Source organism: Halanaerobium hydrogeniformans (assembly GCF_000166415.1).
GTDB classification, from domain to species: domain Bacteria; phylum Bacillota; class Halanaerobiia; order Halanaerobiales; family Halanaerobiaceae; genus Halanaerobium; species Halanaerobium hydrogeniformans.
Map to the genome: position 1 here is coordinate 1,603,731 of NC_014654.1, position 15,350 is coordinate 1,619,080.

18 protein-coding genes are annotated in these 15,350 nt (G+C 32.3%); 1 reads left to right on the forward strand and 17 read right to left on the reverse strand.

The window, feature by feature from the left end; translation table 11 throughout:
- Position 1: 1 nt before the first annotated feature.
- From HALSA_RS07250 to HALSA_RS07330, 17 genes are all read right to left on the reverse strand, one after another.
- Positions 2-508: a PilN domain-containing protein gene (locus HALSA_RS07250; protein ID WP_013405942.1), complete on the reverse strand. Its 507-nt coding sequence runs from the start codon at positions 506-508 to the stop codon at positions 2-4.
- On the reverse strand, positions 498-1,562 hold the full coding sequence (gene pilM / locus HALSA_RS07255; protein WP_013405943.1) for a type IV pilus assembly protein PilM: 1,065 nt from the start codon (positions 1,560-1,562) through the stop codon (positions 498-500). The genes HALSA_RS07250 and pilM overlap by 11 nt, the downstream gene beginning before the upstream one ends.
- Before the next feature lie 24 nt (positions 1,563-1,586).
- Positions 1,587-2,717, reverse strand: coding sequence for a PilX N-terminal domain-containing pilus assembly protein (locus HALSA_RS07260; protein ID WP_013405944.1), 1,131 nt, complete (start codon positions 2,715-2,717; stop codon positions 1,587-1,589).
- A gap of 29 nt (positions 2,718-2,746) precedes the next feature.
- On the reverse strand, positions 2,747-3,232 hold the full coding sequence (locus HALSA_RS07265) for a PulJ/GspJ family protein (RefSeq protein ID WP_013405945.1): 486 nt from the start codon (positions 3,230-3,232) through the stop codon (positions 2,747-2,749).
- Between the two features lie 5 nt (positions 3,233-3,237).
- On the reverse strand, positions 3,238-3,660 hold the full coding sequence (locus HALSA_RS07270) for a type IV pilus modification PilV family protein (RefSeq protein WP_013405946.1): 423 nt from the start codon (positions 3,658-3,660) through the stop codon (positions 3,238-3,240).
- An 82-nt stretch (positions 3,661-3,742) separates the two neighbouring features.
- A complete protein-coding gene (locus HALSA_RS07275) occupies positions 3,743-5,152 on the reverse strand; it encodes a pilus assembly PilX N-terminal domain-containing protein (RefSeq protein WP_013405947.1) in 1,410 nt (469 codons plus the stop codon).
- A gap of 132 nt (positions 5,153-5,284) precedes the next feature.
- Positions 5,285-5,794, reverse strand: a complete 510-nt coding sequence (locus HALSA_RS07280; protein WP_013405948.1) for a prepilin-type N-terminal cleavage/methylation domain-containing protein — start codon at positions 5,792-5,794, stop codon at positions 5,285-5,287.
- 1 nt (position 5,795) lies between these two features.
- Positions 5,796-6,227 carry a type IV pilus modification PilV family protein gene (locus HALSA_RS07285; protein WP_013405949.1) on the reverse strand — a complete coding sequence of 144 codons (432 nt, stop codon included), beginning with the start codon at positions 6,225-6,227 and terminating at the stop codon, positions 5,796-5,798.
- Positions 6,228-6,376: 149 nt separating this feature from the next.
- The gene (locus HALSA_RS07290; protein ID WP_013405950.1) at positions 6,377-7,129 is read right to left on the reverse strand and encodes a prepilin peptidase; all 753 of its coding nucleotides are present in this window, start codon (positions 7,127-7,129) and stop codon (positions 6,377-6,379) included.
- Positions 7,126-7,536, reverse strand: a complete 411-nt coding sequence (locus HALSA_RS12460) for a type IV pilin protein (protein ID WP_013405951.1) — start codon at positions 7,534-7,536, stop codon at positions 7,126-7,128. Before HALSA_RS12460 ends, HALSA_RS07290 begins: the two co-directional genes overlap by 4 nt.
- 184 nt (positions 7,537-7,720) lie before the next feature.
- The gene (locus HALSA_RS12465) at positions 7,721-8,122 is read right to left on the reverse strand and encodes a type II secretion system protein (RefSeq protein ID WP_013405952.1); all 402 of its coding nucleotides are present in this window, start codon (positions 8,120-8,122) and stop codon (positions 7,721-7,723) included.
- Between the two features lie 291 nt (positions 8,123-8,413).
- Positions 8,414-9,625: a type II secretion system F family protein gene (locus tag HALSA_RS07305; protein ID WP_013405953.1), complete on the reverse strand. Its 1,212-nt coding sequence runs from the start codon at positions 9,623-9,625 to the stop codon at positions 8,414-8,416.
- Positions 9,626-9,645: 20 nt separating this feature from the next.
- Complete coding sequence (locus HALSA_RS07310; protein WP_013405954.1) at positions 9,646-10,716, reverse strand: type IV pilus twitching motility protein PilT; 1,071 nt, start codon at positions 10,714-10,716, stop codon at positions 9,646-9,648.
- 22 nt (positions 10,717-10,738) lie between these two features.
- Positions 10,739-12,415, reverse strand: a complete 1,677-nt coding sequence (locus HALSA_RS07315) for a GspE/PulE family protein (protein ID WP_013405955.1) — start codon at positions 12,413-12,415, stop codon at positions 10,739-10,741.
- A 228-nt stretch (positions 12,416-12,643) separates the two neighbouring features.
- Positions 12,644-13,537 carry a shikimate dehydrogenase gene (locus tag HALSA_RS07320; protein WP_013405956.1) on the reverse strand — a complete coding sequence of 298 codons (894 nt, stop codon included), beginning with the start codon at positions 13,535-13,537 and terminating at the stop codon, positions 12,644-12,646.
- A gap of 116 nt (positions 13,538-13,653) precedes the next feature.
- Entirely contained in the window at positions 13,654-14,349 is a 696-nt protein-coding gene (locus tag HALSA_RS07325; RefSeq protein WP_013405957.1) for a Crp/Fnr family transcriptional regulator, read from the reverse strand.
- Positions 14,350-14,433: 84 nt separating this feature from the next.
- Entirely contained in the window at positions 14,434-14,868 is a 435-nt protein-coding gene (locus HALSA_RS07330; protein WP_013405958.1) for a Fur family transcriptional regulator, read from the reverse strand.
- 200 nt (positions 14,869-15,068) lie between these two features.
- On the opposite strand from HALSA_RS07330, the gene HALSA_RS07335 reads away from it, so the two are divergent.
- Entirely contained in the window at positions 15,069-15,320 is a 252-nt protein-coding gene (locus tag HALSA_RS07335; protein WP_013405959.1) for an AbrB/MazE/SpoVT family DNA-binding domain-containing protein, read from the forward strand.
- Positions 15,321-15,350 lie beyond the last annotated feature (30 nt).

The window sequence follows — 15,350 nt, forward strand, 5'->3', positions numbered from 1 at the left end:
CTTATTCTCCCTCCCCTTCAATATTTGCAATTATTGTAAAAATTACAGCATCTCTTTTTTCAATAGTGTTCAATACAACATTATAAAAATATGGTGAATCCTCTAAATCATTAATGAATTCTCTTAAATCTTCTGCTGCGGATGTAATTCCTCGAACATTAATTTCATTGTCATTTATTCTAAAATCATCAATTACTCCTCTAATTGGAACTAAATAACCCAAAGCTTCAATTGGTCTATCCCAATTATATCCAGGAACTGTTGGTGTTGCTCTCAATTCTTCAACTACTTGCTCATACTCCCTATACTCAGCTTCTAAAGGTAAATATATATCAAGCTGATTTTCTATAGAGGCTATTTCCTGTTCTAAAGTATTTCTTTCAGCAATTAAAGAATATTGCAAAAATACCACTACAAAGATTGGAATTAAGATTCCTAATACCATGGCTACCTGAAAGTAGTGAAATTGAAACCTGGTTTTTTCTTCTCGAATTAAATTAACTCTCATCAGCCATCACCTCACTTATCCCAAGCCCAATTGCAACTGCAAAGTCATCTTTTATTTCATCATCGATTGGATAAGCAATATTTTTAAAAGTATCAATTCTATAAATGTCTCTTCCCAATTCTTTTTCCATAAATTCTTTTAAGCCTTTTAATCTAGAACCTCCACCAGTTATAAATATTTTATCAATATCTTCTTTTCGCTTTTTAATGGAAAAATAGTTAAAAGACCTGGTAATTTCACCTGTTAAAGTTCCGGCTAGAGTCTTTAATCTATCATCTGAACCTAAAGCAGCATCTAACTGCATACTATCAATTGGATCAGAATTAGATTCTATTTTAAGTCCTTCTTTTATTTTTTTCTCCTCAGCTTCATCATACTCTAAATCTTCAACATCCATAATAGTTTTTGTAAAATGATTACCACCTGTATCTATAGTTCTTGATAAGATAATATTATTTTTATTAGCTACAGTAACCTGAGAAGCAGAATAACCAATATCAATTATTGCTATATTGCCTTTTAGCTCTTCCTGATAATCAAGTAAAGATATCAATGCCATTGGTATAACATTAATTACTTCAACCTTAAGATTATTTCTTTCAAAAGGCGACTTATAATTATCAACTATATTTTTTTTAACAGCAGATATTAAATAGTTTACTGTATTTTCATCTTCATCTACTTTAATGTAATCTAAAGCAGCATTCTCAACCGGATAGGGTATCTGTTCATCTGCTTCCCATTTAAGAGATTCTTTAATCTCTTTTTTATCCATCTTAGGCATCTCTATATTTCTCACTAAAAGTTCATTACTCGGCACTGCAGTGATAACATAATCTGGCTTTTTTTTCATAATTGCCAGAAGACTTTTTATTTCTGCCGCTATTAAAGATTCATCCTTAATAATCCCATCTACAATAGTTTCTTTAGGGATCTTTTGTAAAGCTGTATCTAAAATCTTAAAATTATCGCCTCCTGTTTTTTTTATTTGTGCTATTTTAATAGAATAGCTGCCAATATCAACACAAGTAAAGATGTTACTTTTAAAGAACATCAGACCACCTCTTCCCATATCAAATTATTTTTCTTTCCAACTGATAATATTAGAAATTCCTACTAAATTCTCTATATTATTCATATCATCTGTAAACATTAAATTCCAACTTTCAAAAACTTCTATAAAACCTGGATCGTAAATAATGTTTTCTTGGAATTGTCCTCCTGCAGCTGAGTTTATCAATTTCAAATCTCCTCCAGAAATAATAGCTCCTGTAAGGCCAAACATATTTCCAATATCCGTATTTTGAGAAGAATAAATAAGGCCTTTCATTTGAATTTTATTATCACCATCCATGGTAATTGCTTCTTCATCATCACTTAAAACAATTATAATAAAATAGTTGTCTACACCATCGGGTTCATTTTGATTGATATCTATATTAGTACCAAGATTCAATTTTCCATCTACAACTAAAACACCACTGCCATTTATTTCTTTGTTAGATTTGATATTAAGATCACCATGAACATAGGTGAATTCTTCAGCAAAATCACCTGGTAAATCTTCATATTCATAAGAAGCTGGAGTTTCCTTAGAACCTAAAACAGTATCAGCTAAACTTTCTAAATAATCAGCATCAAATGTAGGTATATCTTCTTTGTTGATATCCTCAATTTCTATATCATTACCTTCAGAATCTTTTATACTTCCATCATAATCAGCTGCCTGAACTCCACCAACATCTGGATCGTCGCTATCAACTAGAATATGATTATTTTTAGTTTCTAATAATCCACCAGAAGTAATAACATTGTCTAGAATTGAATTATGCTTAAAATTTAACAGATAGATACTTTCAATTTCTCTGTCAATATTATTGCTTTTACCTACAGAATTTAAAGTTAATCTATTTCCATTCAATTCCCAATCAATAGAAGACACTTCTGCTCCATTTAGTTCTATTTTTGAATTAAAATCTATATTTTCAGGAAAGCTTTCTCCTTCCTCTATACTTAATGAAATTGTTTCATAACCATAAGCAATACCAGCTTCAGCTGCATAAAAAGCCCTGTTAGAATCTCTATTATTTCTGTAAAATGATAAATCTGTACCAATGATATTTGTCATTGTAAATACTAATATGATTAGTACTGCAATTATGATAATCCCCAACACCAAAACATACCCATCTTCATTGTTAAATTTCATGGTTATTCATCCTCTCTTTAATAAAAGCATTAATTCTGAACGCGGGGATAAAAAATATTATTAAACTGATAAGAAACTCTATTTTCATCAATAGTAATTTCTGCATAAAATTCTATTACATTTAGTGATGAATTAGCATTGAAGCTTATATTTTCAAACTTGCAATCACATATTTGCCTTGCATTACCATCTATACTTATATATAAATTATTATTATCCAAATAAAATCTAATATCATTAGCTGGATCAGATACAGTTGAAAATTCCAGCACATTACCATCATTAATAATCATGGAATTGAAATCCGATGGAACATCCGCTATTCTAATATATCTTGAAAGCCAACGATTAGTAAGGTCTTGAGCTCTTTGTAATTCTATTCTATTTTTATTGAATAATAATGTTCTAGTACTGTCAAAGTATGCATTGTAAAACAGGGCTGATACAATAGCAAGTAAAACAATAACTATTAATATCTCAATTAAGGTGAATCCTTTTTCATTGCTATTCCTCATTATAATCACCCTATCCTAACTACAGAATCAAGCTCAAACTCACTATCAGACCAGGTAATTTTTATCGAAACTTTACGGATATTTCCGTAATTATCTCCGTTTTTAGCAATTTCAGATATATCTATGTCGATAAAATAATCTGCAAATAAATCATAGCCTTTAACATGATTGTAAATTACACTTGCCAATGGATCTGCTGGTACTGAATCACTCATGTCAATGGTCATTGTTTTGGTATCAATATCACCATGTTTTAAGATTTCCATAATATCTACAGAAATATCTGCAGTTTGTGATAATGTTACTGACTGACTAACAACTCCGATACTATTTGTAAAGTAATTGAGTATAGGAAAAACAGCTACTGTCAAAATAACTAATGCTAGGACAACCTCTATAAGACTGAAACCTTCTTCATGTTTAAACATTTATATCAGCCTTCTTTCTGATTATGAAAATCATTTGAATCAATTTATTCATCTACTTGTATAACTATAAATATTATTTTAATTAATCTTCCTGCCACTTAACAATTTCTATTGAGGTGCTGCTGCTACCACTACTCCCAGAATTGTTACTTCCTAATTGAGGGATGCCATATCCTATATCCTCAAATATTTCAACAAATTTATCATTGTGAGTTAAATTCAAACCCTGGTTCCTAGAGTCATTTATTGTAATTCCTTCTTCTGCCATAAAACTACCATTTACCTCGAATTTGCCAGGATTCCCCTGACCTTGAGAACTACCACCTGGAGTATTATCTATATTTATTTTTCCACTGGCATACATAAAAACATTACCTTCAATATGCATACTAGTTGAAATATCACCATCAACTAATATAATTAAAAAATCTTCATCATTATCTTTATTAGCTTTAATATTATTTTTTATATCTAAGTCACCGTTTACAACGATTATACCTGAGCCATCTTTATTAAAATTATTATATTCTTTATTTCCTTCTAACTCAATAACACTTCCATCATAATCAGGATTATTTTCATTGCCTAAGTAAACATTACCATCATTTTCGAAATATTCACTGAAATCCGGAATAATCTTTCCGAATGAATCAACTTCATTTTCAAGACTTTTTGGTTCAATAAAACTCTGATTTGCATCAATTGAGAATGTATGAACTCCTCCAGTTATAAAATCGGAGTCACTCATTTCAAATGTTCCAATTTCATTTGCGTATATATTATTAATTTTTCCTCCAGAAACAGCAAATTTCTGGCCATGGTGTTTACTAATTTGATCTGCATAAATGTTACCGTTCATTTCCATTCCAGAATTTTCAAAAACACCTATTTCATTTGCATATATATCACCGAGAAGCTCACCCTTTGCAAACGAAAACTTATCGTCTACTCCTAATTGAGATGCATATATATCACCAGTAATTTTAGTTTCATCATCACCAGACCAATCAGATAGGTCTATATTTAAATCCCCTTCAGTTGTTAAAGCATTATTGAACATTCCGGCTCCCATTTCTGAATTAATATTAATAGTAGTATAAATTATTTTTGTAACATCAGAACCAGAACTTCCAATAGATTTAAAATCATATTCATCGTCTCCCGACCCTTCTTTAACCCTCAATTCAAAAGATTCAAAATCATTAAAACTATCATTTTTATAATCTTTTATATAATCTTCATCATCTGTGTCATTACTATTATCACTTATATAATTATCAATATTTTCTCTATCTATAAGAAGAACATTTATTCCCTGCTCTATACCTGCTTCAGCTGCATAATATGCTTTAATATCATTTTCATGTCTTTTTGTAAAGGAAATATTACTATTAATACTGCCAACTAAAGCTGTTACTAAAACAGTTAAAACTAATATGATTATAATTGATAAAACTAAGACTGCCCCATCTTCACTTTTAATTTTTAACATCACCAACACCTCTTTAATATCTTTATACGTCTTTATTCAACAAATAGATCACTTATTTTGATAAGGTGCGTTACCACTGTTACCAGGTGCATCATTATCACTTTGCCCATTATTATCATTTTCGTCAGTATTTTAATTTCCAGTATCTTCTAGAGACCTGCGAGGAAATATTTTATTTGATATTTCAAATTCTTTATTTTCGTTTTCTAAAACTATTGTATATCTAACTAAAGCAGTAGCACTGTCAATGCTAAAAGTTACATTTTTGATATTTTCCTCAGCTAAATATCTAGTCCCACCATTGTTTTCTATTGCTAAACTATTATTATTATTGTCATGATAATATTTATATTTATTGCCATCATACTCTATAATTAATCTTTGAAATTTTTCTGGATTACTGCTACCTGTAATTTTGCCTTCTAATTCAATTTGATTTATATCCCTTGCTCTAATTTTGCTGTCTAAATTAGCAGTAATAACCGAAACAAGCTGAGATAACTCAACATTTCTCTGGTTAATATTAAAAAATCTAAAACCAGCTAAATTAATGTTAAATAAAACTCCTAAGATCAAAGTAATTATTGTAATAGAAATTATTACTTCTAATAAAGTAAATCCATCATCCTTTTTTATATCCATTTTAATCACCTCGAGAAGAAACATAGCTAATCAACTCTATATTTTTATCTATAGAGTTTTCAGTCCAATCACTAGTAACAGTTAATTTATAAAGAGAATCTTTTTCTTTCTCTACTAAAATGTTAACCTTATACTCAGGAAAACCATCATTTGAGTTAATACTTTTTTCGTCATAAAAATATTTATAATTATCATCAAAATAATTCTCGTTATTTATTTCATTATTAATTCCACTAAAACCACCTGCTTTTATACCTTCCATTTCTTGCTGTGCTAACATTAAAGCTTTTTCTCTAACATCTACACTTTTAATGACACGAGCACTATTGGCAAAAAAACCAAAAAATGTTACACCAACAATACCAACTACAGCTATAGCAAGAATTATTTCTAAAAGTGTAAAACCCTTATCTTCTAATTTAAATTTGTCCATAAAACCTCCTTTAATCCTAAGTTAATATATACATCTATTTTAAAAATTCTCTTTTTAAAGAACCATTATATTTTATTAAATTGCAATTGATAATAGAATAAGATTTTTATTATAATTGTCATAGACTCATAAAATCTCCTCCTAAATTTCTACAAGAAAATTGCAAAATACAAATCAATCAACTGCTCACCAAAAAATATCATAATAACAGCACCAAGACAGATAAACGGTCCGAACGGAATTCTATCTTTACGATCTATAACACCTAAACCCATTAAGCTAAGTCCAATAACTGAACCAACTAAAGATCCTATAAAAATACTCATCAAACTATATTTATATCCTAAAAAAGCACCTAACATTGCAACAAGTTTAACATCGCCCATACCCATTCCACCTTTAAAAATTAAAGCAACCGCTAAAAGAATTAAAGCTGGAATAACTATGCCTAAAAGAGAATCAAAAATACTAAGATAATCAAATATAATTGCAGAAATAAAGCCGATTAAAATACCGGAATAAGTTATAACATTAGGTATAATCATATATTTATAATCTATCACAGAAATAACTATCAAAGCTGATAATAATAAAAGCATTAAAAAGAATTCTGCAGTTAAACCAAAGTTAAGATATGCAGCTAAAAAGAAAATACCTGTTAATAACTCTACAAATGGATACTGCCAGGATATACTGGCTCCACAATATCTACATTTTGCTCCTGTAATCAAAAAACTTAATACTGGAATAAGATCAATAACTTTTAAACGAGTATTACAATGAGGACAGTGAGATGGTGGTTTAATTATTGATTTTTCTTCTGGCAGTCTATAAATTACCACATTTAAAAAACTACCCACTATTAAACCTAAAATAAAGAAATATATTGCTAAAAACATCATTCAGAAGTCTCCTCACCAAAACCAGTATTACTGAGCAAATATGTTTTTCCAGTTGAATCACTTGTCAATTTTATTTCATAACTATCTGAACCATTTACTGAATAGTCAAATGCACTTATATTGTAATCTGCCTGGGAATTCAATTCTAATATATCAAGAGCATCATCAAGATTATCCCAGTTATTATTTATATCAGTTTGAGCTGGATAACTCTCATTATTCTGATAATATACTTCCATAGCAGTCCTTATAGAGCCAGCTATAACAGAAATATTAGTATCTTTTGCCTGATCTGACATCCCACTAATTCTGGGAATAGCAATAGAAGCTAAAATACCAAGAACAGCTATCACTATAAGCAGTTCAATTAAGGTAAACCCATCAGAATTATTTTTGAAGATATTCATTATTTCTCCTTCCCATAAAACAAATAAAAAAGAAAAAGGCGATAAGTAATTTAATTAATGAATATCTAATTAAAATTCCTATCCATAAAGCCTTGACTTACCGCCTTTAAATAAACTAAATAAAACTAAATTAAATTGATCACTTTAAATATAATAAAAAATCCTATCTCACTATCTTTTTTATTTATGGTGTTGAAGTATCACTAAATCCTTTTTCACTATCTAAAGTTACTACTGTCCTTCCAGAATTTGTTGTCATAGATAAACTATAAGTGTCATCAGTATTATCAGGGGTATTATAATCTACATCATCATTTAAATCTACACCCTCTAGACTAACAAATTCACCTATATCATCTTCAAGATCACTAGGAAGGTTTCCGTCTTGTGCATAAAATAACTCTACACCTGTTTGAATATTTCTTAAATTAGATTGAGTTGATGCAATTTGGGCTTCTTCATTTACCCCTGTTAGTCTTGGTATAGCTATAGCAGCTAAAATACCTAAAACAGCGATAACAACTAACAATTCAATTAAAGTAAATCCTCTTTCTCCACCGGATAAAATTTTTCTAATTTTCATCATTATACTCACTCCTTATTTTTTTAGAAAATATTATAATAAAATATATATCACGCCAACACTATACTCTCGATTATTAAGTTTAAGTTCACCCCTTTCTTAAAATAATTAATAATCTCTTTATAGACTTTAACATTAAAAGCTTTTACTTGATTAACTAGAAAAGAAATATGATATTAGCTGTCATTGGATGATATTTCCATGATTAGCTACTGTTTAACAAATATTTCTTTTCTAATAACTTTATTATACACCTTTTTTTAAAAAAAGCAATAGTATTTAGACTACAATTGTTTAGAAATGTTGGAACATGTCAAACATTGGTGTAACTATGGAAACGGCAACAAAACCAACCATTACAGCTAAAGCTACAATCATTAACGGTTCTATTAAAGAAATAGCTGCTTCTACATTGGCTTCTACCTGTCTGTCATAAAATCTTGATACCTTATTTAACATGGTTCCTATTGCTCCTGTTTCTTCACCAACTCTTAACATATGGACTACCATCGGTGGATATTCTCCACTTTTTTCTAAAGGAACCGATAAACTACTACCTTCTCTGACTTCAATTCTCGCATCTGTTATAATATCACTGTAAACCTTGTTTCCCACTACACCTTCAACAATGTTTAAAGAAGTTAAAAGATCTACACCACTATCTATTAAAATAGCAAGAGTACTGGAAAAACGAGAGATATATACCTTACGCATCATCGGTCCGATTACCGGCACCTTTAAGATCCAGCTGTCTGTTACCGCCTTACCCTGAGGTGTTTTCCTGTACCTGCTGAATAAAAAGATTAGGGCCAGCACTCCCAGTAATACAGCCCACCAGTAACTTTGAGCAAATGAACTAATTGCCAGCAGCATTCTGGTTGGCAGAGGTAGAGCTGTACCGAAATCCTGGAACATCCCCACAAACTGGGGCACAACCTGGGTTACCAAAAAGATAACAACTATTAGACCAACCGATAAAATAACTGCCGGATAATAAAGGGCTGACTTTACCATGGAGTTGAGCTCATGCTGTCTGTCATAGTGATTGGCCAGTTTGTTTAAAATAGTATCCAGGACACCACCGGATTCTCCAGCTCTGATCAGCTGAGAATAAAGTTCTGGAAATGAATCAGGGTGCTTAGAAACCGCATCTGCTAGAGATACTCCTGTTTCCACATCATCTCTGACCTGCATCAAAACCTTTTTGAGATGTTTGTGATCACTCTGATCTGCTAAAATATTTAAAGCATCTACCAGAGAGATACCGGCATCGATCATAGCAGCAAACTGCTGACTGAACAGAGAAAGATCTTTAAGCTTAACCTTTTTGTGCAGTTTGAGCACTTCAGCTATATCCATCGATTCTCTAACCTGGTTAATCTCTGTAATATAATAGCCCTTATCTCTCAGCTGTCTTGCAATCACAGATTTGTTTTCCGCTTCTATCGTACCTTTAACTACATCTCCACTGCTGTTTTTCGCCTTATATTTAAATTGATTAGCCATTTTTACCTCCCTTCCGGGATTTATCTTTCACCACTAATTTTTTTCTTAACATATTCTGGATCATCTGATCTTCTTACAGCTTCTTCATAGGCAATTTTACCCTGTTTATAGAGATCAACTAAATAATTATTCATCATTATCATTCCGTATTTACCACCGGTCTGCATAGCAGAAACTAATTGATGGGTTTTACCCTCTCTGATTATATTTCTGACAGCCGAGGTCGCAATCAAGATTTCTAGAGCAGCAACCCTCGACTTATTATCTGCACTTGGTAATAGCTGCTGAGAAATTATCCCGCTGATCGAAGAAGCAAGCTGGATTCTAACCTGCTGCTGTTGATGAGCAGGAAAAACATCGATAATTCTTTCCACTGTACTGGGAGCATCATTGGTGTGTAAAGTTGCCAGCACCAAGTGACCTGTTTCAGATGCTTCTAAAGCAATACTGATGGTCTCTAAATCTCTCATCTCACCAACAAGGATTACATCTGGATCCTGCCTTAAAGCAGCTCTTAAACCATTGGCAAAACTTGTTGTATCAAAACCGACCTCTCTCTGATGAATAATAGATTTATTATGACTGTGTAAATATTCGATCGGATCTTCTAAGGTAATAATATGAGATGGTTTGTTCTGATTTATGACATTCAGCATAGAAGCTAAAGTTGTTGATTTACCACTCCCTGTAGGACCCGTACATAAAATAAGGCCTTTACGCTGCATGGATAATTTTTTTAAGATCTGGGGTAAACCCAGCTCATCAATAGTTGGAATCTCCTGGGGAATAATCCTTAAAGCCAGGGAAACCGAACCCCGCTGCTTATAGGCATTAACCCTGTAGCGGCAGTAGCCGGGAACACTATAGGAAAAATCAACCTCACCCTTATCTAAAAAGATCTCCCACTCTCTTTGATTCATAAAATCTTTTGCTATCTCTTTTACTTCATTAACTCCTAATTTTTCTGGATAGTCTTCATAATATTCTAGTTTACCATTATTACGGATAATTGGTTTGGTTTTACCGGTTAAATGGAGGTCAGAAATAGCTGGTTCTTTAGATATCTCTTTCATCACATCTATAATTTCCATAAAAAACGCCTCCTCCTGTACTTTAATGAATTACACTAACCAGTTCCTTATAACTTGTCAGACCCTGTTTTAATTTGGCCTTACCATCATCTAACAAACCTGTCATACCCTGATCTCTAACATATCTTTTCATCTGAGGCTCATTCGCCCCTTCGGCAATCAGCTCCTCTAACTCTGGAGTAATTTCTACAACCTCCTGAATAGCAATCCTTCCTTTATAGCCATCTACACATTTTTCGCATTTACCGCTAGAAGGTCGCCAGAGGGTTTGGGTATCATTATCGAGGAACTTTCTTTCTTCTGCCCCGATTTCATATTCTTCTTTACAGCTGGGACAGAGTGTTCTTACCAGCCGCTGGGCAATAACACCGATAACGGTTGAGCCAACTAAATAACCGGGGATACCCATATCTGTTAATCTTGTAATTGCACTTACTGCATCATTTGTATGCAGGGTACTTAAAACAAGGTGACCGGTTAAAGCTGCTCTAATAGCAATTTCTGCTGTTTCTTCATCTCTAATCTCACCGACCATTACGATATCGGGATCCTGTCTTAAGATCGACCTTAAAGTTTTAGCAAAGGTCAAACCTGCTTTTACATTTGCCTGCACCTGATTTATACCTTCTATCTGGTATTCAACTGGATCCTCAATTGTAACGATGTTTTTAGTTGGAGTATTGATCCTATTTAAAGCTGCAAAAAGGGTAGTTGATTTACCACTACCGGTAGGACCAGTTGCCAGTAATATTCCATATGGTCTTTTAATTAACCTTTCAAAACGCTGCTGATTTTCTTCTCTAAACCCGAGCTTATTAATATTTAAAAGAGTATTATCCCTCATTAAAAGCCTGATAACAACCTTTTCTCCGTGGATTGTCGGCAGGGTAGAAACACGCATATCGATCTGCATATTTCTAAAGGTCATCTGAACCCTACCATCCTGAGGTATTCTCCTTTTGGTAATATCAAGGTCAGCTAAGATCTTTAAACGGGAGATAAGTGCTGCCTGAGAATGCTTTGGGATCGACATCTCCTCATGTAAAACACCATCTACCCTGTAGCGAACCCTGACAATATTATTTAAAGGTTCAATATGAATATCACTTGCCTGATTTTGAATGGCCTGGGTGATGATCAGGTTTGTCAATCTAACGATTGGTGCATCTTCTACCATCTGCCTTAACTGATCTATTTCGGGCTCTGTGTTCATCTCATCATATTTATTTAAACTGTCAAAAATCTCAGAAGTATCTCCATCAACCAGGGTATAGATCTGGTTAAAAGAATCCATGATCTCAGAGTGAGGAGCAATCGAGATATGGACCTTCATCCCGGAATTAACCTCAATATTTTCTATTGCTACCAGATCGGTTGGGTCTTCAAGGGCAACCTTTAAAACACCATCCTCTACAGCATAAGGAACTGCATTATGCCGTGAAGCAATATTTTCTGATAGATATTGAGATAACTGAGTATTTAAAATATAATTTGAAAGATCTACTCTGGGGATTCCCAGCTGTATTTCCAGTACATCAACCAGTTCGTCTTCTTTAATATAACCTAACTCTGTCAGCACCTGGCCTAATTTCATCCCCATTTCATCCTGGAGAGAAAGTGCATCTTCCAGCTGTTCTCTTGTTATATATCCCCATTCTAAAAGAAGATCTCCAATTCTCTGTTTGTGTTTTGGATTCATAAAAATATCTCCTTAAAAAAATTTAATATTTTGTCGATTTTATTTTAAAAATGTAAATAATTGCTGATATGTTATATATATTCTCCAATTAAATAAATATTCCTGCATAAATTTGACTGAAGTTCAAATTTATTTAAATTATTGCAAGTATCTATATATCAGTAATTATACAGCTTTTTTTAAAAAATTGCTATACTACTTTAGTGTAATCTTTTCTAATTGTCGAATTTACTCGATTTCTATCATATCATTTACTGCTGCTTCTGCAATCTTTTTCCACTTCTTTTTTTTGGGCATTTCTTTTGTCCAGAGTTTAAAGGCAGCTTCTGCCTGATAGATCAAGGTTGGTAGACCATTCCCAATCTGAGCTCCTTTTTTTTCTGCTTCTTTTAGCAGTTCTGTTTTTAAAGGATTATAGATTAAATCCAGGACAAATTGATTTTCATTAATATATTCGGGATTGATAACTAATTTTTTTTCCATTTTATTGCTGTACATCCCGATTGGGGTTGTATTAATAATTAGATCTGCGTTTTTAATATCTTCTTTATACTCGCTTTCTTTTAAAGCAGCATAAGAAAATTCTGTTTTACTTTCTTTTTCTTTAAAAAGTTCAACCAGTTCAGCCGCATTTTCTAAGGTCCGGTTAATAATAGTAACCTCTGCCAGGTTAAGCTGAATCAGGGCAGCAATTACCGCTCTGGCAGCACCACCTGCACCGATAACTACAGCTTTTTTGTCTTTAACCACAAAACCGGCCTCTTCTATCTGTCTTTGAAAACCGATCACATCTGTATTATAGCCGGTTAATCTTCCCCTTCTGTTTAAAACGGTGTTAACAGCACCCGCATCTCTGGCTAAAGAAGAAAACCCATTTAAATAGGGGATAATATCCTCTTTATAGGGGATGGTCACATTCCAGCCACCGAAGTTTAAATTTTTTAATGATTGAATATAGTCTTCTAAAAGTTCTTTTTCTTTACATTCAAGCATCAAATAAATTGCATTGATATCTAAATCTCTAAAACCCGTGTTATGCAGTGATGGTGAAATAGAGTGACTTAATGTTTTACCTAAAAGTCCATATAATTTGGTTTCATTGTTTGGTATAAAAATGCTCATTTCTATTCCTCCTATTTTTCATTTTAATTGCAAAAAACGCTGGTAGATAATCCAGCGCTTTTTAGATATGTATATTTTTTCTAAATCACCGGGCTTAATATTTAACTACTAAATTATTAAAAAATAGTCTGCAGCTTTTCCCCCAATGATTCAAAATCTTTGATTATGATTTTTCTCTTTTTAATTGTGATCATACCATCATCTATAAAGCGGTTGATTAATTTTGTTACCGTGACCCTTGATGAGCCGATCAAGTTAGCAATTTCTTGATGGGTCAAAACAAGGTCAATTACTGTGCCTTCTCCTATCTCCCTGCCGAAATCTTCTGCCAGGCGTGATAAAAGACTGGCCAGTCTGCCGGCAGCATCCTGAAAGACCAGTTCGCGAACCTGACTTGTTAAAAGCCTTGTTTTTTTAGAAAGGGCTTCGATAATTTTGATCGCCATACTCGGCCTTTTCATAATTATCTGCTCCATATCCTTCCAGGGAATTATTAAAAGCCTGGCTTCCTGGATGACCTCTGCTGTCAGAGGATGAGGATCTTCATCAAAAAGAGAAAGTTCCCCGAAAATATCACCTTCCTGGAGAATTGTTAAAACCTTTTCTTTACCTTCAGCAGAAAGCATCGATAATTTAACCTTACCATTTATCAAAAGGTATAATTTTTTTACACTGTCATTTTCAAAAAAAATAACCTCACCCTTTTGATAGTGTTTGGCATAGGATTTTTGGCATATCATCTCTAATTCTTCTGATTCGAGATTTTGAAAAACTATTAGATCTTTTAAACACTGTTTAGTGGGTTCTTCCATAATTTAGACCTACCTCTCTGCATAGATTCTTATTTGCTCTATATAGTATATTCTCTAAAGATAAAAAAACTCCTTGTTAATTAATTATTTATCCCTGCAATCCCCACAGTAACCATAGAACCTGAGCTTGTGTTCATCAATAGAAAAATCATATTTATCTTCCAGTTCTTTTTCAAAGTAGTCTATACCCTGATCACTAAATTCTACTAATTTTCCACAGCCTTTGCAGATTAAATGGTGATGGTGGTGATCTTTCAGATATAGTTCATATACTCTTGAATCATCATTAAAGTCAAGAATATGGATCAAATCCAGTTTTTCTAAAAGTTCTAGAGTTCTATAGATGGTTGCCATCCCGATTTCTGAGTCTTTTTCTTTAACAGCAGCAAAAAGATCTTCAGCATTAAAATGCCAGTTTTCATTTTCAAGTATGGTCTCAACTATTATTTCCCTCTGTCTGGTAAATTTATAATTATTTTCTGCTAATTTAAGTTTAAATTTTTCTTTGAAATTTTTCATTCTCACACCTCACTTTTTTGTCATTACTTATATTTTAACATAAAAAAAGCAAAAAATTAATAAGAAATTAAAATATGCGGTATAATTATCCAAAATTTACTTAAAAAAATAATCATTTACTATTGACTATTCCAAATATTGATAGTATAATGAAATAAACAGAATAATTTGTCGAAATTTGTTAAGAAAGGAGTGGTAATATGAAATCTACTGGTATTGTCCGCAAAATTGATGATCTGGGTAGAATGGTAATTCCTATCGAGCTTAGAAAAACGATGAATATTAATAAAAAAGATCCAATGGAAATCTTTGTTGACGAAGAAAAAATAGTCTTGAAAAAATATGAACCAGCCTGCATATTCTGTGGAAGTGCAGATGACACTATAGAATATAAAGGTAGAACCATCTGTGGAGTATGTATGGATAACATGAACGAATTAACTCAAGACTAAAAATAAAAAAAACCATCTTTTACAAAAATT

Coding starts and splice junctions, on each gene's coding strand:
- HALSA_RS07335 (WP_013405959.1), top strand. CDS start 15,069: ATGAAATCTACTGGTATTGTCCGCAAAATTGATGATCTGGGTAGAATG.
- HALSA_RS07250 (WP_013405942.1), bottom strand. CDS start 508: ATGAGAGTTAATTTAATTCGAGAAGAAAAAACCAGGTTTCAATTTCAC.
- HALSA_RS07275 (WP_013405947.1), bottom strand. CDS start 5,152: ATGTTAAAAATTAAAAGTGAAGATGGGGCAGTCTTAGTTTTATCAATT.
- HALSA_RS07290 (WP_013405950.1), bottom strand. CDS start 7,129: ATGATGTTTTTAGCAATATATTTCTTTATTTTAGGTTTAATAGTGGGT.
- HALSA_RS07260 (WP_013405944.1), bottom strand. CDS start 2,717: ATGAAATTTAACAATGAAGATGGGTATGTTTTGGTGTTGGGGATTATC.
- HALSA_RS07330 (WP_013405958.1), bottom strand. CDS start 14,868: ATGAAAAATTTCAAAGAAAAATTTAAACTTAAATTAGCAGAAAATAAT.
- HALSA_RS07315 (WP_013405955.1), bottom strand. CDS start 12,415: ATGAATCCAAAACACAAACAGAGAATTGGAGATCTTCTTTTAGAATGG.
- pilM (WP_013405943.1), bottom strand. CDS start 1,562: ATGTTCTTTAAAAGTAACATCTTTACTTGTGTTGATATTGGCAGCTAT.
- HALSA_RS07280 (WP_013405948.1), bottom strand. CDS start 5,794: ATGGATATAAAAAAGGATGATGGATTTACTTTATTAGAAGTAATAATT.
- HALSA_RS07320 (WP_013405956.1), bottom strand. CDS start 13,537: ATGAGCATTTTTATACCAAACAATGAAACCAAATTATATGGACTTTTA.
- HALSA_RS07285 (WP_013405949.1), bottom strand. CDS start 6,227: ATGGACAAATTTAAATTAGAAGATAAGGGTTTTACACTTTTAGAAATA.
- HALSA_RS12465 (WP_013405952.1), bottom strand. CDS start 8,122: ATGATGAAAATTAGAAAAATTTTATCCGGTGGAGAAAGAGGATTTACT.
- HALSA_RS07325 (WP_013405957.1), bottom strand. CDS start 14,349: ATGGAAGAACCCACTAAACAGTGTTTAAAAGATCTAATAGTTTTTCAA.
- HALSA_RS07310 (WP_013405954.1), bottom strand. CDS start 10,716: ATGGAAATTATAGATGTGATGAAAGAGATATCTAAAGAACCAGCTATT.
- HALSA_RS07305 (WP_013405953.1), bottom strand. CDS start 9,625: ATGGCTAATCAATTTAAATATAAGGCGAAAAACAGCAGTGGAGATGTA.
- HALSA_RS07265 (WP_013405945.1), bottom strand. CDS start 3,232: ATGAGGAATAGCAATGAAAAAGGATTCACCTTAATTGAGATATTAATA.
- HALSA_RS07270 (WP_013405946.1), bottom strand. CDS start 3,660: ATGTTTAAACATGAAGAAGGTTTCAGTCTTATAGAGGTTGTCCTAGCA.
- HALSA_RS12460 (WP_013405951.1), bottom strand. CDS start 7,536: ATGAATATCTTCAAAAATAATTCTGATGGGTTTACCTTAATTGAACTG.